This window comes from Thioalkalivibrio sp. ALRh (genome assembly GCF_000381425.1).
Taxonomy (GTDB): Bacteria; Pseudomonadota; Gammaproteobacteria; order Ectothiorhodospirales; family Ectothiorhodospiraceae; genus Thioalkalivibrio.
Map to the genome: position 1 here is coordinate 130,302 of NZ_KB906524.1, position 16,412 is coordinate 146,713.

Annotated in this window: 15 protein-coding genes, 1 tRNA gene and 1 other RNA gene; 11 read left to right on the forward strand and 6 right to left on the reverse strand. The window is 67.7% G+C overall.

The genetic code is table 11. The features are described from left to right. Positions 1-9 precede the first annotated feature (9 nt). Genes F791_RS0111745 through hpnC form a run of 5 tightly spaced genes read left to right on the forward strand, consistent with a single transcriptional unit; the run spans position 10 to position 4,979 of the window. Positions 10-1,347, forward strand: a complete 1,338-nt coding sequence (locus tag F791_RS0111745; protein WP_019592672.1) for a TRZ/ATZ family hydrolase — start codon at positions 10-12, stop codon at positions 1,345-1,347. An 11-nt stretch (positions 1,348-1,358) separates the two neighbouring features. After that, the gene (gene ubiG / locus F791_RS0111750) at positions 1,359-2,102 is read left to right on the forward strand and encodes a bifunctional 2-polyprenyl-6-hydroxyphenol methylase/3-demethylubiquinol 3-O-methyltransferase UbiG (protein ID WP_018173973.1); all 744 of its coding nucleotides are present in this window, start codon (positions 1,359-1,361) and stop codon (positions 2,100-2,102) included. Further along, a complete protein-coding gene (gph, locus tag F791_RS0111755) occupies positions 2,099-2,785 on the forward strand; it encodes a phosphoglycolate phosphatase (protein ID WP_019592673.1) in 687 nt (228 codons plus the stop codon). The genes ubiG and gph overlap by 4 nt, the downstream gene beginning before the upstream one ends. Continuing rightward, positions 2,770-4,095 carry a DNA recombination protein RmuC gene (gene rmuC / locus F791_RS0111760; protein WP_019592674.1) on the forward strand — a complete coding sequence of 442 codons (1,326 nt, stop codon included), beginning with the start codon at positions 2,770-2,772 and terminating at the stop codon, positions 4,093-4,095. The genes gph and rmuC overlap by 16 nt, the downstream gene beginning before the upstream one ends. Before the next feature lie 5 nt (positions 4,096-4,100). Beyond that, a complete protein-coding gene (gene hpnC, locus F791_RS0111765; RefSeq protein ID WP_018995359.1) occupies positions 4,101-4,979 on the forward strand; it encodes a squalene synthase HpnC in 879 nt (292 codons plus the stop codon). Here the strand turns inward: hpnC and hemN are convergent. Beyond that, positions 4,976-6,364: an oxygen-independent coproporphyrinogen III oxidase gene (gene hemN / locus F791_RS0111770; protein WP_019592675.1), complete on the reverse strand. Its 1,389-nt coding sequence runs from the start codon at positions 6,362-6,364 to the stop codon at positions 4,976-4,978. The two genes, hpnC and hemN, sit on opposite strands and share 4 nt — an antisense overlap. Positions 6,365-6,545: 181 nt before the next feature. Here hemN and hpnD point away from each other — a divergent pair, with 181 nt between their 5' ends. The 3 genes from hpnD to F791_RS0111785 are packed head-to-tail and all read left to right on the forward strand — an operon-like array spanning position 6,546 to position 9,557. Beyond that, on the forward strand, positions 6,546-7,403 hold the full coding sequence (gene hpnD, locus F791_RS0111775; protein WP_019592676.1) for a presqualene diphosphate synthase HpnD: 858 nt from the start codon (positions 6,546-6,548) through the stop codon (positions 7,401-7,403). 13 nt (positions 7,404-7,416) lie between these two features. Then, positions 7,417-8,751: a hydroxysqualene dehydroxylase HpnE gene (gene hpnE / locus F791_RS0111780; protein WP_019592677.1), complete on the forward strand. Its 1,335-nt coding sequence runs from the start codon at positions 7,417-7,419 to the stop codon at positions 8,749-8,751. Further along, a complete protein-coding gene (locus F791_RS0111785; protein ID WP_018139598.1) occupies positions 8,748-9,557 on the forward strand; it encodes an SDR family NAD(P)-dependent oxidoreductase in 810 nt (269 codons plus the stop codon). The genes hpnE and F791_RS0111785 overlap by 4 nt, the downstream gene beginning before the upstream one ends. A gap of 367 nt (positions 9,558-9,924) precedes the next feature. Here the strand turns inward: F791_RS0111785 and F791_RS0111790 are convergent, their stop codons facing one another. The 4 genes from F791_RS0111790 to F791_RS0111805 form a co-directional block, all read right to left on the reverse strand. Continuing rightward, positions 9,925-12,201: a YgiQ family radical SAM protein gene (locus F791_RS0111790; protein WP_019592678.1), complete on the reverse strand. Its 2,277-nt coding sequence runs from the start codon at positions 12,199-12,201 to the stop codon at positions 9,925-9,927. Positions 12,202-12,322: 121 nt separating this feature from the next. After that, positions 12,323-12,721, reverse strand: coding sequence for a globin (locus tag F791_RS0111795; protein ID WP_018994251.1), 399 nt, complete (start codon positions 12,719-12,721; stop codon positions 12,323-12,325). Between the two features lie 66 nt (positions 12,722-12,787). Next, the gene (locus tag F791_RS0111800; RefSeq protein ID WP_018139595.1) at positions 12,788-13,216 is read right to left on the reverse strand and encodes a hypothetical protein; all 429 of its coding nucleotides are present in this window, start codon (positions 13,214-13,216) and stop codon (positions 12,788-12,790) included. Positions 13,217-13,316: 100 nt separating this feature from the next. Next, positions 13,317-14,873: a glutamate synthase-related protein gene (locus F791_RS0111805; RefSeq protein WP_018994252.1), complete on the reverse strand. Its 1,557-nt coding sequence runs from the start codon at positions 14,871-14,873 to the stop codon at positions 13,317-13,319. A gap of 128 nt (positions 14,874-15,001) precedes the next feature. Between F791_RS0111805 and pdxH the strand changes: the two genes are divergently transcribed. The 3 genes from pdxH (at position 15,002) to F791_RS13600 (ending at position 15,998) form a co-directional block, all read left to right on the forward strand. Next, a complete protein-coding gene (gene pdxH, locus F791_RS0111810; protein WP_019592679.1) occupies positions 15,002-15,646 on the forward strand; it encodes a pyridoxamine 5'-phosphate oxidase in 645 nt (214 codons plus the stop codon). Positions 15,647-15,724: 78 nt separating this feature from the next. After that, positions 15,725-15,814, forward strand: a tRNA-Ser gene (locus tag F791_RS0111815). A gap of 53 nt (positions 15,815-15,867) precedes the next feature. Next, positions 15,868-15,998: non-coding RNA, RtT sRNA (locus tag F791_RS13600), on the forward strand. A 132-nt stretch (positions 15,999-16,130) separates the two neighbouring features. Here F791_RS13600 and F791_RS0111820 read toward each other — a convergent pair. Beyond that, a partial coding sequence (locus tag F791_RS0111820; RefSeq protein ID WP_019592680.1) for an integrase core domain-containing protein occupies positions 16,131-16,412 on the reverse strand: 282 nt, incomplete at its 5' end.

The window sequence follows — 16,412 nt, forward strand, 5'->3', positions numbered from 1 at the left end:
TGGCCTCCCATGTCGACAACCCGAACTCTGGTTCTCAGTGCCTCGCAGATTCTGCCGGTGATCCCGCGCAACACGGTGCTCGTCGATCACGCACTGGTGATTCGCGACGGCATCATCGAGACCCTGCTGCCGCGCGAAGAAGCCCTCGCGCAGTACCCCGATGCCGAACATCTGCACCGCGAGGGCCATGCCCTGACCCCCGGCCTGGTCAACGTACATACCCACTCCGGCATGAGTCTGCTGCGCGGTGTAGGCAGCGACCGCCCGCTGATGGACTGGCTCAAGCGCTACATCTGGCCGGCCGAAGGGCGCCTGTTGTCACCCGAGTTCGTACGCGCGGGCACGCGCCTCTCGGTCGCCGAGATGCTGCGCGGCGGCACTACCTGCTTCAGTGACATGTACCTGTTCGTCGACAATGCCGCGCGCGTGGTCGACGAATCCGGCATCCGTGCCGCACTGGGGCTGACCGTGTTCGACTTCCCCACGCCCTGGGCCCAGACCACGGACGAGTACTTCCAGCGGGGCGCCGAGGTCGTGGAGAACTGGCAGCACCACGACCGCATCCACTACACCGTGGCACCGCATGCGCCCTACACCGTCGGGGACGAGAGCCTGCAGCGCGTGGCGGAGCGTGCCCGCGAGCTGGCCGTCCCCATCCACATGCATGTGCACGAGACCGCCGGCGAGATCGCCGATGCCGAACGTGATCACGGGGAGCGGCCGCTGGCCCGGCTGGCACGCCTGGGACTCCTGGACCAGCCGTTCATCGCCGTGCATATGACCCAGGTCAGCGCACAGGACCGCGAGTTGTTGCAAGGGCGTCCGGTGTCGGTCGCACACTGCCCGGAATCCAATCTCAAGCTCGCCTCGGGCTTCTGTCCGGTCGCGGGACTGCTGGGCGCCGGCGTGACCGTGGGGCTGGGAACCGATGGTACCGCCTCCAACAACGATCTCGACATGATCGGGGAGATGCGCACGGCCGCGCTGCTGGCCAAGGGCGTCAGTGGCGACGCCTCGGCCCTGCCCGCCACCGCCGCGCTGGAGATGGCCACGCTGGGCAGCGCCCGTGCGCTGGGCCTGGCTGACCGCATCGGCAGCCTGGAACCGGGCAAGCAGGCCGACGTGGTCAGCATCGATCTTAGCGCCATCGAGCTGCAACCCATGCACGAGCCCGCCGCCCAGATCGTCTACGCCGCCACCCGCGAGGCGGTAACCGACGTCCATGTCGCAGGACGGCCATTGCTCAGGGACCGGGAACTGCTTACGCTGGACCTGGACGAGCTCCAGGCCGAGGCCCGCGAATGGGGCGCACGCGTGCTGGAAATCCAGCGCGAACTGGCCGCGTAATCGAGATAACCATGACCCGCGAATCCCAAAGCAGCACTGGCGACAACGTCGATCACGCCGAACTGCACAAGTTCACGCATCGGGCACACGAGTGGTGGGACCCGAACGGTGCCTTTGCCACCCTCCACGCGATCAACCCCCTGCGTCTGGAATGGATCGACCAGCACGCCGATCTGGCCGGCAAGAAGGTGCTGGATGTCGGCTGTGGCGCGGGCATCCTGTCCGAGGCGATGGCGGTGCGCGGTGCACAGGTGACCGCACTGGATGCCGGGGCCGAACACCTGGAGGTCGCGCGCGAGCACGCACACGACTCCGGGTTGGAGATTCACTACCTGCACACCACCGCCGAGGCCCATGCCGAGCATCATGCGGGCGACTACGACGTGGTCACCTGCCTGGAGATGCTGGAACACGTGCCCGATCCCGAGGCGGTCATCGACGCCCTGGTCAAGCTGGTATGCCCGGGTGGCTGGCTGTTCCTCTCGACCATCAACCGCACCCCCCGCGCGTTCGCCGAGGCGATCGTCGGTGCCGAATACGTCCTGCGCCTACTGCCCACCGGCACGCACGAGTTCAGCCGCTTTATCCGCCCCTCGGAGCTGGGCGCGGTCCTGCGCAAGCACCGCTTCGAAGTCATCGACATGACCGGGCTCACCTACTCGCCGCTGTCCGGCCGCTATCGGCTGGTCCCGCGCACGGACGTCAACTACCTGATGGCCGCGCGCCGCCCGGACAGCGACAGCGAGACCCCATGAGCCGCGAAATCCGCGGGGTCCTGTTCGACCTGGACGGGACCCTGCTCGACACGGCCCCGGACATGCACGCCGCACTCACCGTGCTGCTGGCCGAAAACGATCGCCCGCCGCTGCCCTTCGACGCCGTGCGCAATCACGTCTCGCACGGGTCCCAGGCCCTTGTGCAGCTGGGCTTTCCGGATGTCGAGGGTGCGCGCCGCGAGGCCCTCAAGCAGCGCTACCTCGAGATCTACGCCCGCGACCTGTGCATCGACACCAGCCTCTTCCCCGGGCTGGACCAGGTGCTGGACGCCTGCGAGCAGCGCGGCTGGCCGCTTGGTGTGGTGACCAACAAGCCCGCCTGGCTAACCGAACCGCTCCTGGAGGCCCTGGGCCTGACGCCCCGGCTGGCCGCGATCGTCAGCGGCGACACCCTCCCGCAACGCAAGCCGGCCCCCGAGCCCATGTGGCTGGCCGCACGCCAGACGGGGCTCCCGCCCGAACAACATTGCTACTGGGGTGACGCCGAACGCGATATCGCGGCCGGTCGCGCCGCCGGCATGACCACGCTGATCGCGCGCTGGGGCTACATCGACGCCACCCAGGACCCGGACCGCTGGGGCGCCGATGGTGCCCTCGATCAACCGGGCGACTTCTGGGACTGGCACCAGGCCAAGGCAGGCCCGCAATGGCTGGCGAGCTGACCGCACTCCCCCTCACCGCCTGGACCGCGCTCGGGGCGACCCTCCTGGTCGGCCTCGTGCTCGGCTATGCCCTGGCCGGACTGCGCCTGAATCGCCGCGTAGGCGATCTGCAGACGCGCAATGCCCGCCTGGAGGCCGAGCTCGAAGCCGCGGAACAGCGCCGCGAGGACCTGCGCCAGAGCTTCGAGACCGCGCGCCAGGAACTCGACCGCTCCTTCTCGGCGCTCGCCAGCGAGGCGCTGGAGGCCAACTCCAACCAGTTCCTGCGCCTGGCCCAGTCAATCCTGTCGCAGAAGCTCAGCGAAGGTCAGAACGAGATCGAGCGCTCGGAGAACAAGGTCGAGGCGATGCTCAAGCCCATCCGCGAGACGCTGGGCAAGACCGAGGCCGAGATCAACGCGATGGAACGCTCGCGGGCACAGGCCTTCGCCGCACTGAATGAACAGATCCAGCGCCTGAGCTCGGACAACGCCACGCTCCAGCGTGAGGCCCACAACCTGGTGCAGGCCCTGTCACGTCCCGGCGTGCGTGGGCGCTGGGGCGAGCTCACCCTCAAGCGCGCGGTGGAGCTGGCCGGCCTCTCGGCGCACTGCGACTTCACCGAACAGCCGCCGCTGGACGGCGACGGCGGCCGCCAACGCCCGGACCTGCTGGTGCACATGCCCGGCAATCGCGCCCTGGTCGTGGATGCCAAGACACCGCTGGATGCCTATCTCGACGCCGTCGCCGCGGCCGACCCGGAACCGCGCGCAGCGGCCTTCAAGCGTCATGCCCAGCACTTGCGCTCGCGCGTCACCGAGCTCTCCAGCAAGCAGTACTGGGCCAGCGTCGAGCAATCCCCCGAGTTCGCCGTCCTGTTCCTGCCCGGCGACCCGTTCCTGGCCGCCGCGCTGGAACACGAACCCGGTCTCCTGGAATACGCCCTGGAACGCCAGGTTTTGCTCGCGACCCCGAGCACGCTGATCGCCCTGCTGCGCACGGTCGAGTACGGCTGGCAACAGGCGCAGCTCACCGAGCACGCGCTGGAGATTCGTGATCTCGGGGCGGAGCTCTCCCACCGCCTGGGCACCATGACCGAACACCTGGCGCGCCTCGGCAAGGCGCTGGACCAGAGCACCGACGCCTTCAACAAAACCATAGGCAGCCTGGAGCGCCAGGTCATGCCGAGCGCCCGACGGTTCCAGGAGCTGGGTATCCGCGCGCGCAAGAACCCGGAGGCGCCGGATACCCTGAACAATCGCGCCCGCCAGCCCGTCGACGCGAACCTCCCGGACGGCGACACCGCTCCGGACACGGGCTCGCGGGACTGAGCCGCATGGCGGGCCGCCCCGACATCCGCGCCGCGTACCGCCACTGCCAGCGCCGTGCGGCGGAGCACTACGAGAACTTCCCGGTCGCCTCCTGGCTGCTGCCCGCGCGCCTGCGCGGGCCGGTCGCCGCGATCTACTGCTTCGCTCGCGATGCCGACGACCTCGCCGACGAGGACCAGCGCCCGGTCGACGAGCGGCGTGCCGACCTGATCGCCATGCAGGAACGCGTGCAGATCCTCGAAGACCCGGCCGCGGAATCCGAGCCGGAATGGATCGCGCTGGCCGATGCGCGGCAGCGTTTCAGCCTGCCCGCCGCCCCGTTCGTCGATCTGGTCGACGCCTTCATCCAGGACCTGGAACAGAAGCGCTACGCGACCTTTGGCGAGGTCATGGAGTACTGCCGCCGCTCCGCCAACCCGGTCGGGCGGCTGATGCTGTACCTCGACGGCAACCCGACCGAGGAGATGATTGGCTACTCCGACGCGGTCTGCTCGGCCCTGCAACTGATCAACTTTTATCAGGATCTGCACCAGGACATCACCGAGAACAACCGGATCTACCTGCCGCAGAACGAGATGGCACAGTACGGCGTCAGCGAGGAGATGATCACGGGCGGCCAGACGACCTTTCAGTTACGCAACCTGATGCAGTTCCAGTACGCACGCGCCGATCGCCTGCTGCGCGCCGGGGCACCGCTCGGCGGCATGCTGCGCGGACGCATGGGCCTGGAGATCCGCGCAATCATCAACGGCGGCGCCCGCGTACTCTGGCGCCTGCGCCAGCAGGACGACGTCTTCGCCCGCCCGCGCCTGCGCGCCCGCGACGCCTGGATCATCCTCGCCCACAGCCTGCGCCCCCGCCGCCGCAGGCGTAACACTAGCTAGACGACCTTGGAGTAGCGGCGCTGCGCTTCGCGGTTCAGGTAGGCGTCGAAGGCCATGGCGATGTTGCGGAGCAGGAGCCGGCCGCGTGGCTGGACCTCCAGGCAGTCGCTGCCGATGGTGACGAGGCCGTCGGCCTCCATCTCGGCCAGACGGTCCAGGGCATCGCCAAAGGTCTCCCGGAAGTCGATGCCGAATGCGGCCTCGATGCCGCCGAAGTCGACCCTCGAGTGACACATCAACTCGCTGATCACGGCGCGCCGCAGGCGGTCATCCGCGCTCAGCTCCAGGCCGCGGAACACGGGCAGCCGGCCGGATGCCAGCCGTTCCTGATAGGCATCGACCTCGCGCAGGTTCTGGCTGTAGCTGTCCCCGACCTTGCCAATGGCGGTCGGCCCCAGTGCCACGAGGTCGTACTCCGCGCGCGTCGAGTAGCCCTGAAAGTTTCGCTGCAGCGTGCCCGCGCGCTGGGCGATCGCGAGTTCGTCATCGGGCAGCGCAAAGTGATCCATGCCGATGTACACATACCCCGCGTCGGTCAGTCGCTGGATGGTCATCTCAAGGATCGCGAGCCGCTCCGTGGCCGGCGGGAGGTCGCCGTCGCGGATCTGGCGCTGCGTCTTGAACAGCTCCGGCAGGTGCGCGTAGTTGTACACGGCCAGCCGTTCCGGGCGCAGTTCCAGCACGCGTTCCAATGTCGCGGAAAACGTGTCGACCGTCTGCAGGGGCAGCCCGTAGATCAGGTCCAGGTTGGTGGAGGTAAAGCCTTGCTCGCGCGCCTGGCGTACCGCCTGCTCGGTGACCTCGAACGGCTGGATGCGGTTGACGGCCTTCTGCACGGCCGGATCGACATCCTGCACCCCGACACTGATGCGGTTGAAGCCCAGCGACGCCAGGAGCGGCAGGGTGCCGGGGCGCACGGCACGCGGATCAATCTCGATCGAGAATTCCCGCTCCGGACCGGTCTCCAGCGTGAAATGCCGGCCCAGGGCCTTCATGACCCGGGTCAGGTCCTCGTCGGACAGATACGTCGGCGTCCCGCCCCCGAAGTGCAGCTGGCGTACCGGCCGATCGCGATCGAACAGCCCGCCCTGCAGGGCGATCTCCTGCTCCAGCGAGTCGAGATAGCTCGTCGCGCGCCGATAATTGCCGGTAATCACCTTGTTGCAGGCACAGTAGAAACACACCGTGTCGCAGAAGGGCACGTGGACGTAGAGCGACAACGGGCGCGCTTCACCTTCGGCATTCGTCGCCCGCGCCACCCGCGCATAGGCCTGCGCGTCAAACCCCTCATGGAACTGCGGAGCCGTTGGGTAGGACGTATAACGAGGTCCGCTCACGTCATAGCGGCGCAGCACCTCGGGATCGAATACCAGACGTTGTTCCATACGACTCTCCGCAACGGGAGGGCGGGCCTTTGCGCCACCCTGACACCCCCACCCTACGCGGCCTCCAGCCGGGTACGGTTGATGTATGTCAAACGTGGCTTCGATCAGCGTCGCCATCCGCATCCCGGCCCCGCTGTGCTAGCCTTGCCGTCCCAAGACGGAACCCCGATCCCGAGCGCGTATGTCCCCCGACGAATATTGCGAGGAGAAGGCCGCGAAGAGCGGCTCCAGCTTCTACTACGCATTCCGGTTCCTGGAGCCCGACCGGCGCCGTGCGATCACCGCGCTGTACGCGTTCTGCCGCGAGGTGGACGACATCGTCGACGAAGTCAGCGAGGAGAGCGTGGCGCGCACCAAGCTCCAGTGGTGGCGCGAGGAGATCGAGCGTCTGTTCGACCATCAGCCGCGCCACCCGATCACCCAGGCCCTGCAACCGCATCTGGCGCCGTTCGATCTCAGCCGCGAGTATTTCGACGAGATTATCGACGGCATGCAGATGGATCTCGACTACGACAGCTATCCCGACTTCACCACACTGTCGCTGTACTGCTACCGCGCGGCCAGCGTAGTCGGGATCCTGTCCGCCCATATCTTCGGCTTCTCGGACCGGCGCACGCTGAAATACGCGCATGACCTGGGGATGGCCCTGCAGCTGACCAACATCCTGCGCGACGTCCACGAAGACGCGATGCGCGGCCGGGTCTACATCCCGCTGGACGAGCTGAATAAGCACGGCGTAAAGCCCGAGGAATTCCAGCTTAACGTTACAGACGACCGCCACCGCGCCCTGTTCGCCGAGCAGGCCGAACGGGCCCGACGCTACTACCAGCGCGCGGAGGAGCACCTGCCCGCCGAGGACCGCTACGCCCAGCGCCCGGGCCTGATCATGGCCGCGATCTATCGCACCCTGCTCGACGAGATCCAGGACGATGGCTATCGCGTGCTGGAGCACCGCGTGCGGCTGACCCCGATCCGCAAGCTGTGGATCGCCTGGCGCACTGCGCGCCGACTGAAGCGCGACTACCGCCGCGCGGGCTGACCGCGCCCGCCCCATGGCTGCCGTTCCCGCATCACATCCGGTCGTCGTGCTCGGCGCCGGCTGGGCCGGTCTGACCGCCGCGCTGACCCTGGCCCGGGCCGGCATCGCGGTCCACCTGATCGAGGCCGCCGCCACCGCGGGCGGGCGGGCCCGCAGCCTGAACCGCGATGGCGCCGAACTGGACAACGGCCAGCACGTGCTGGTCGGCGCCTGTCACGCCACCCTGGAACAACTGCGCTCGGTCGGCACCGACCCGGAGCGCGCCTTTGCGGCGCTGCCGTTCGGCCTGCGCATGCATGCACCGGGCCGCCCTCATCCGGCCTTTGGCCTGGAGCCCCGGTCGCCACGCCTGCCGGCCCTCGCCAGGGGCCTGTGGCAAAGCCTCGCGGACACCCCGCTGCACAGGCGCCTCCCGGCCCTGCTCGGGGCGGCCTCGATCCTGCATCGGCCGCTGGACGAGGACCTCGACGTACTCGAATGGCTGCAGGCCCGCCGTCAGCCGGACACGCTGATCCGCCAGCTCTGGGAACCGCTGTGCCTCGCAGTCATGAACACGCCGACCCGCAGCGCCTCGGCACAGATCTTCCAGAACGTGCTGCGTCTGGCCCTGAACCACGGGCCGGACGACGCCCGGCTGCTCATCCCGACCCGGCCACTGGGATCGCTGTACCCGGAACCGGCCCTGCGCGAACTGCGCGAACGCGGCGCCACGGTCGAGACCGGGCGGCGCATTGTGGCCATCGAATCCGGGGGCACGGAGGCCCGCTACCAGCTCCGCGACCGCAACCATCGCGTCACCCATGCCAACGCGGTGATCCTCGCCACCGCGCCCAGCGCGGCTGCCCGACTCCTGCCCGAGGCCCCCGAGCTGCAACCCCACCATCGGGCCCTGGTGGCCATGGGCGAGCGCAGCATCTGCACGGTGTACCTGCGCTACCCCGGCCCGATCCTGGAACGCCCGCCGCTACAGGGACTGCTCGACCAGCACGGACAATGGCTCATTCCCCGCCGGGTGGCCGGCGAGCCGCACTGGCTGGCCGTCGTGATCTCCACCGCGGACGACCTGCCGGCGATGACGGCGGAGGAGCGCTGGCGTCGCGTCGCGGAAGAACTGGAACGGACCTTCCCCGAACTGGGAATCCCCCAGACCGGTCATGTCGTGTGCGAGAGACGCGCCACGATCGATGCCCGCGTCGATCTGGACGCACTGCGCCCGGTGGCCGGCACCCCCTGGCCCGGACTGTTCCTGGCCGGCGACTATGTGACGCCGGGCCTGCCCTCGACCCTCGAAGCCGCCGTGCGGTCTGGATTAGAATCAGCCCACAAGCTACTGGAGACGCTGCCTTGACCGATCTCGACATCCCCGCCCTGCTGGACTATCGCCCGGAACCGGGCGCCTTCAACGACCGCGTGGTCCTGGTGACCGGCGCGGCCGCGGGCATCGGACGTGCGATCGCGCAGGCCTGCGCGGCGGCAGGCGCGGTCGTCGTGCTGCTGGACAAGGACATCAAGGGGCTGGAGAAGACCTACGACCTGATCGAGCAGGAAGGCCACCCACAGCCCGCCATCTATCCGCTCAATCTGGAGGGCGCCACGGTCAAGGACTACGGCGACCTCGCCGAGAACATCCGCGACTCCCTCGGGCGCCTGGACGGGCTGGTGCTGCACGCCGGCTGGGCCGGGACGCTGACGCCGATGAAGGGATACGACCCCGAGCTGTGGTTCAAGGTCATCAACAGCAACCTGCACGGCCCGTTCTTCCTCTCTCAGGCCGTGCTCCCGCTGCTGGAAGACAGCCCGCACGGCAGCCTGGTCGTTTCCACCCAGGACTGCCGCAAGGCCTTCTGGGGTGCGTTCGGCATGGCCAAGGCCGCGCAGGACGCGATGATCGACATCCTCGCGCGCGAGCACCGCAACGAGAAGCACTTCATCCATGTGAACGGCATCGATACCGGCCCCGTGCGCTCGCGCTTCCGCGCCGGCCACTACCCGGCCGAGAACGCCGAGAAACTGCCACGCCCGGAAGACGTCGTCGGCCCGTACCTCTATCTGCTCGACACCACCGACCCGGAACACACCGGCCTGCACCTGTCGCTGGAAGGCCACGTACCCGAGCCGGCACCCCGCCCGCACCGCCAGCCCCAGGAGGGCTGACCACCGCCCCTGACAACCCGGGGCGCCCCCCCTGTAGGAGGCCAGCCCTCTGGCCGATTGGATGCCGGACAGACCCCATCGGCCAGAGGGCTGGCCTCCTACAAGACATTGCTTCTCCCGGCGCCCCAACAACCGTGCAGCGGCTATCCGGGATGCCAGGGAGGCAGAGCAACACGATGACTAGGACCGCGGGTCATGGCGGCAGGATGGCAAGGGTGGACACCCCCAACGGCCAGAATAAGCGCATTTCCCCGGCCCGGCCCTCACCCCCTGTAGGAGGCCAGCCCCCTGGCCGATCGGGTGTCGGACATGCCCCATCGGCCAGAGGGCTGGCCTCCTACGCAATTCAGGTAGCGGAGGTGGAGCTCTACGGACGCTGCGACCGGCGCTTACCCGGGCGGGATTTGGCCCGGGGCGGGCCCTTCTTCGGGCCGGGTCCGGCCGGACGTGCGGCGGTTTCCACGCCCTTGTGCTGGGTCTGGAAAGTCTGGCCGCGTTTATTCAGGGCCTTGCCGCCGCGGGTCACACGGCCGCCGGTGGCGGCCCTCGCCCCGCCCGTACCCTGGCCGGTGCCGGCAGGCTGCCAGGTGGGGATCAGGTGTTGCTTGCCATTGCCGATCAGGTCCGCGCGGCCCATGCGCTTGAGCGCATCGCGCAGCAGCGGCCAGTTGTTCGGATCGTGATAGCGCAGGAACGCCTTGTGCAGGCGCCGCGCCCGTGCGCCGCGCGCGACCGGCACCCGGTCCCCGGCCTTGCGTTTGATACCGCGCAGCGGGTCCCGCCCGGAGTGCCACATCGCGGTTGCGAGCGCCATCGGGCTGGGCAGGAAGGCCTGCACCTGGTCGGCGCGGAAGTTGTGCCGCTTGAGCCACAGCGCGAGGTTCAGCATGTCCTCGTCCGACGTACCCGGGTGCGCGGCGATGAAATACGGGATCAGGTACTGCTCCTTGCCCGCCTGCTTCGAGTATTTCTCGAACATCGCCTTGAAGCGGTCGTAGGCGCCCATGCCCGGCTTCATCATGCGAGAAAGCGGCCCGGATTCCGTATGTTCCGGCGCAATCTTCAGGTAACCTCCCACATGATGGGTAACCAGTTCCTTCACGTACTCCGGTGATTCCACGGCCAGGTCGTAGCGCAGGCCCGAGGCAATCAGGATCTTCTTGATCCCGGGCAGCGCCCGTGCCTTGCGGTAGAGGTTCACCAGCGGCGTGTGGTCGGTATCGAGGTTCTTGCAGATCCCGGGATAGACACAGGACAGCCGGCGGCAGCTGCGCTCGATCTCCGGGTCCTTGCAGGCCAGACGGTACATGTTCGCGGTCGGCCCGCCGAGATCGGAGACCACGCCAGTAAAGCCGTCGACCTTGTCGCGGATCTCCTCGATCTCCTTGAGCACGCTCTCCTCGGAGCGGCTCTGGATGATGCGGCCCTCGTGCTCGGTGATCGAGCAGAACGTACAGCCGCCAAAGCAGCCGCGCATGATGTTCACCGAGAAGCGGATCATCTCCCAGGCCGGGATACGCGCATCGCCATAGGAGGGATGCGGCGCACGCGCATACGGCAGGTCGAACACCGCATCCATCTCCGCGGTGGTCAGCGGGATCGGCGGCGGGTTCAGCCAGACCTCCTTGTCGCCATGGCGCTGGACGATCGCGCGGGCATTGCCCGGGTTGGTCTCCAGATGCAGCACGCGGGAGGCATGGGCGTACAGCACGGAATCGCCCTTGACCTGTTCAAAGGCCGGGATGCGGATGACCGTCTGGTCTCGCGGGGTCCCGCGCGGGATGTCGCGGTGGAAGCGAACGACCTGAGCGCCCCCCTCCTCGGCGGCACCTTTCGATTCCTGCTTCGTGTCGGCCTCGGCACAGGTCGACGGCGAGACCATCGCGTACGGGTCGGGGTTGGCATCCACCGGGCCCGGGGTATCCACTTCGCTGGAGTCCAGCTCCACATAGCCGCCCGGCACCGCATCGCGCAGGAACGCCGTACCCCGCAGGTCGGTGATCTCCCGCGGGTGCTCGCCGGCGGCCACGCGATGGGCCAGCTCGACCAGGGCGCGCTCGGCATTGCCGAACAGCAGGATGTCGGCACGCGCATCCAGCAACACCGAGCGCCGCACCTTGTCTTGCCAGTAGTCGTAGTGGGCGATGCGGCGCAGGCTCGCCTCGATGCCGCCGGCGACCACCGGCACGTCCTTGTACGCCTCGCGGGCGCGCTGGGCGTAGACAATCACGGCACGGTCCGGCCGGTGGCCGTGTACATCCCCGGGGGTATAGGCGTCGTTGGAGCGGATCTTCCGGTCAGCCGTGTAGTGGTTGACCATCGAGTCCATGTTGCCGGCAGTGACGCCGAAGAACAGATTAGGGCGGCCCAGCGCGCGAAACGGCTCGGCGGAGGTCCAGTCCGGCTGCGCGATGATGCCGACGCGAAAGCCCTGTGCCTCCAGCAGCCGCCCGATGATCGCCATGCCGAAGCTCGGGTGATCGACATAGGCGTCCCCCGTGACCAGCACGATGTCGCAGCTGTCCCAGCCGAGGTCGTCCATCTCCTCGCGGGTGGTCGGCAGAAACGGGGCCGTACCGAAGCGCTTGGCCCAATAGGGCTTGTGCGCAAACAGCGAAGGCGGGAAATCAGGGACAGCGGACATGGGCTCGGGCTCCCGGCGCGGGGCCGGTGGATTCAAACCCGCGCATTACACGCCGGAAACGCCGCCAAATCAAACGGCCCCGGCGCTTGCGGGGCCGAAATCTCATCGAGTACGGCCAGCCTCAGTAAAGCTTTACAAACAGATCAATCGCCGGCTGCATCGCACCGCGCCAGCGCTGTTCCAGATCCGGCTCCCAGCGCGGATCGATCTCGGCAGCCGTGCGCACCATGCAGTCCAGCCAGATCGGGTACAGATCCGGCTCCACGGGTACACGCCCTTCGCGGGAATGGACCTGGCCCATGCGCTCCATGGTGGAAGCCACGAAGCTCTCGCCCTCGGCATAGCTGATTGCCGTCGAGATGGCCTGCCCGAGTGCACGTTTTTGCTGCGAGAGATCCGTCGAGCCAAACGCGGTCTTCACCCGTGGGTCGGCCTGGAGGAAGTGTTCGTAGAAACGTGTAACGAAGTCGCCCGCCCGGCGGCATCGCCCGTAGCTCTGGTGCACGTCGGAGAAATTCATGACTATCCCTGGGCCATAAGAAGACGCAAGGATAGAGCCTCTCGGAGACCGAGCGATTGAGCCAGATCAAGCTTCCCTGGCAGCCGTCGCGTCCACCCAGTGCAACTGGGCAAACAGATCCACCGTCGGCGCCGTCGCCGCGCGCCAGCGCGAGGCCAGTTCGTCTTGCCACTCGGGGTCGGTATCCCGGGCGGCCTCGATCAGGGCTTCGACCCAGCAATCGTTCAGCGCGGGCGCGACGGGCACACGGCCATGTGCGCCGTGCACCATGGCCATGGTGTGCACCGGAGCCCGACCATCGCTGCGACGCTCGGCAAAATCCAGCGCCGCCAGCACCGACTCGTTGAGGATATGCTCCTGGTGCGTGGGTTCGCTGTCGCCAAATACCTCGGGGATCCGCGGGTCCGCCGCCATCAACAACAGCCGGAAATGGCGCAGGAAGGCATCGGTTCGCATGCAGCGATCATGGCTCGCGCGAACATCGGGGAAGAACATACGGAACTCCGTTCCAAAACCCGCGATGCTACGCAGCCTGCCGATGCCCCGCGATAACGCATGCTAACGCGGCCCATCGTGCCAGCCGGGGTGCTCCCTGTCAGGACTTCGGATACACCCCCGCATACTGAATGCCGGCCAGTTCCGCCAGCTCGCGGTCGAACGTCGTCAGGTCGTTCGGGCCGAAGTCCTCCAGACGGTTGTGGCCGCAAGCCCGCGCCAGTACGCACATCAGCTCGCTCGAGGCCTGCAGGAAGCGGCCCAGCCGCTCCCCACCCTCCTGGGGATCCAGCCGCGCACGCAGCTTCGGGTCCTGTGTCGCCACACCGGACGGGCAGCGATTCGTGTGGCAGATCCGCGCACCCACGCAGCCCACCGCCTGGATCGCGGCATTCGCCAGCGCAATACCGTCCGCCCCCAGCGCCAGGGCTTTCACAAAGTCCGCCGGCGTGCGCAGCCCGCCCGTCACCAGCAGCGTGACCCGGCCACTGGCGCCATTGGCGTCCAGGAATCGCCGCGCGCGGCCCAGGGCGGGGATCGTGGGCACACTGATGTGGTCGCGCAGCAGCGCAGGCGAGGCCCCGGTCCCGCCACCACGACCATCCAGGATCACGTAGTCCGCCCCCGCCTCCAGGGCAAAGGCCAGATCCGCCTCGATATGATTGGCCGACAGCTTGAAACCGACGGGGATGCCCCCGGTCTTCTCCCGTACCTCGTCGGCAAAGCGGCGATAATCCGCAGGCGTCTCGAACCCGTCCAGGCTGGCTGGCGAGATGGCGTCCTGCCCCGCGTCGATCCCCCGCACCCGGGCGATCTCGTCGCTCACCTTCGCCCCGGGCAGCACGCCACCCACACCGGTCTTGGCCGCCTGGCCGGCCTTGAAATGAAAGGCCTGCACCTTCTCCAACACCTCGTCGGAATAGCCAAACCGCGCCGGCCCCAGCTCGAACAGATAGCGCGAGTTCTCCGCCTGTTCGGCATCCAGCATCCCGCCCTCGCCGGAACAGATTCCCGTCCCGGCCTGCTCGGCCCCGCGTGCCAGCGCAATCTTCGCCTCGCGCGAAAGCGCGCCAAAGCTCATGTCCGATACCAGCATCGGGATATCCAGCTGCAGCGGGCGTTTCGCCTCGGGCCCGATCACCAGCCCCGTCTCGACCGGAGCGCCATCCGGCAACGGCCGGCTCGCCAGTTGCGCCGCCAGCAGCTGCAGGTCGTCCCAGATCGGGAGCCGGCTGCGCGGCACGCCCATGGCGACTGTCGGCCCGTAGTGGCCCACCTCGTCCAGACCCGAACGGGCCATGCGATGGATCAGTTCGACATGCGGCTCTGTCTCCGTGTTACGCGGGTCCGGTGCACCGTCACTATCATCCTCGCTGGAACCCTTGTCCGCCTCCGGCTCCGTGCCGATATCGTCTTCGTCGAACTGCTGGTGCGTCCCATCGCAGTACGGCAGATCACCCGACTGCTTGCACTGGCAGAGAAACGCCTCGCCGTCTTCCTCGGGAGTAAAGGCGATGGGCTCCAGCCCCGTACCCTCGTGCGAGCCGTCGCAAAATGGCTGGTCCTTGGATCGCCCGCAGCGGCAGAAGTAGTACTCCTCCCCCTTCTTGAGCTCGACACCCTTGGGCTCCACTGCCGCGATCTTCGCTCCAGCCATCATCCGCTCCTTGCTGTTTGGGCACACAGGTCGTGTACTGTCCCTGTGACAACAAAGCCACCGCAAATTTCCCGTGCCGTTCGCGATAGCAGCCTTTATTATGGACACAAAGGCCTCCGGGAGACCCGATGAGCACCACCGACCACCGCCACACGCGCCGCGACTACACCCAGGGCGAGCTCCACCGCCGCGACCTGCTCGACAACCCCCTGACCCTGCTGGACCGCTGGCTGGTCGACGCGCGCGAAGCCGGAAACCCGGACCCCACCGCGATGATCCTCGCCACGGCCGACGCCGACGGCCAGCCCTCCGCGCGCACGGTTCTGCTCAAGCACGTGGAGGGCGAAGACCTCTGCTGGTACACCGACTCCCGCAGCCGCAAGGGTCAGGACCTCACCGAGAATCCGCGCGCCGCACTCCTGTTCTACTGGCCCGAGACCGAGCGCCAGATCCGCGTCGAAGGCAGCGTAACCGCCCTGCCCGGCGAGGCCGCGGACGAATACTTCGCCCAGCGGCCGCGCGCCAGCCAGCTGGCTGCAGCCGCCTCCATCCAGAGCCAGCCCATCGGCACCCGCGCCGAGCTCGAGGCCCGTGTCCAGGCGCTGGAAACGCAGTACCGCGAAGGCGCGATCCCCCGCGATCCCGCCTGGATCGGCTACCGCCTGCAGCCCGAGCTGTTCGAGTTCTGGCAGGGGCGCGCCGGCCGCCTGCACGACCGCTTCCAGTACCACCGCGCGGACAACGGCTGGCACATCACTCGCCTGATGCCCTGACGCGCTACCGCTACAGCCTCCGAATCTGCTAGGATTCGCTCCGCCGTCGCGGCTCGACCCCGCACGGTGCAACAATTCGGAGAGGTGCCGGAGTGGTCGAACGGGGCGGTCTCGAAAACCGTTGTACTCTCGCGAGTACCGAGGGTTCGAATCCCTCCCTCTCCGCCAGATTCAAGCAAGGGGGCCCAAGTGGCCCCTTTCGCATGTCTGTCCCCTAAGGTGTCGAGATTCGAACCCGAGGGATAGAAAATGATGGTTCGACGGGTGACGCGAAGCGGCACCCGAACGTCGCCTCAGGCGACGGCCCGCAGGGCGAGGCACATCGTGCCGAGTAATCCCTCCCTCTCCGCCAGATTCAGCATGGGGGCCTGCGTGGCCCCTTTTGCATTTCTAGCCCCAGCGTTCCGGGATTCGAACCCGAGGAATCCGAAACGATGGTTCGACCGATGGCGCATCGCGACATCGGAACGCCGCAGTGTAGTGGTCAAGTGATTTCGGACACCTCGATCGGTGTTTCGGCTGTCCATTTTCGCTCGTAGGCGTTGGGCGACAGGTAGCCCAGGGTCGAGTGCCTTCGGCGCTCGTTGTAGAAGCCGACGATGTAGTCGGTGATGTCCCGGGTGGCCTCGCCGTGATTGGCATAGTCCCGTCGCCAGACGCGCTCCATCTTCAGGTTTAGGAAGAAGCGTTCGGCCACCGCATTGTCCCAGCAGTTACCCCGCCGGCTCATGCTGGCCCGGGCGCCGTGCTGCACCAGCAGACGCCG

What these genes read in the sequence shown, in the direction of transcription:
- F791_RS0111745 (WP_019592672.1), top strand. Translation starts at nt 10, where the DNA reads ATGTCGACAACCCGAACTCTGGTTCTCAGTGCCTCGCAGATTCTGCCG.
- ubiG (WP_018173973.1), top strand. Translation starts at nt 1,359, where the DNA reads ATGACCCGCGAATCCCAAAGCAGCACTGGCGACAACGTCGATCACGCC.
- gph (WP_019592673.1), top strand. Translation starts at nt 2,099, where the DNA reads ATGAGCCGCGAAATCCGCGGGGTCCTGTTCGACCTGGACGGGACCCTG.
- rmuC (WP_019592674.1), top strand. Translation starts at nt 2,770, where the DNA reads ATGGCTGGCGAGCTGACCGCACTCCCCCTCACCGCCTGGACCGCGCTC.
- hpnC (WP_018995359.1), top strand. Translation starts at nt 4,101, where the DNA reads ATGGCGGGCCGCCCCGACATCCGCGCCGCGTACCGCCACTGCCAGCGC.
- hemN (WP_019592675.1), bottom strand. Translation starts at nt 6,364, where the DNA reads ATGGAACAACGTCTGGTATTCGATCCCGAGGTGCTGCGCCGCTATGAC.
- hpnD (WP_019592676.1), top strand. Translation starts at nt 6,546, where the DNA reads ATGTCCCCCGACGAATATTGCGAGGAGAAGGCCGCGAAGAGCGGCTCC.
- hpnE (WP_019592677.1), top strand. Translation starts at nt 7,417, where the DNA reads ATGGCTGCCGTTCCCGCATCACATCCGGTCGTCGTGCTCGGCGCCGGC.
- F791_RS0111790 (WP_019592678.1), bottom strand. Translation starts at nt 12,201, where the DNA reads ATGTCCGCTGTCCCTGATTTCCCGCCTTCGCTGTTTGCGCACAAGCCC.
- F791_RS0111795 (WP_018994251.1), bottom strand. Translation starts at nt 12,721, where the DNA reads ATGAATTTCTCCGACGTGCACCAGAGCTACGGGCGATGCCGCCGGGCG.
- F791_RS0111800 (WP_018139595.1), bottom strand. Translation starts at nt 13,216, where the DNA reads ATGTTCTTCCCCGATGTTCGCGCGAGCCATGATCGCTGCATGCGAACC.
- F791_RS0111805 (WP_018994252.1), bottom strand. Translation starts at nt 14,873, where the DNA reads ATGGCTGGAGCGAAGATCGCGGCAGTGGAGCCCAAGGGTGTCGAGCTC.
- pdxH (WP_019592679.1), top strand. Translation starts at nt 15,002, where the DNA reads ATGAGCACCACCGACCACCGCCACACGCGCCGCGACTACACCCAGGGC.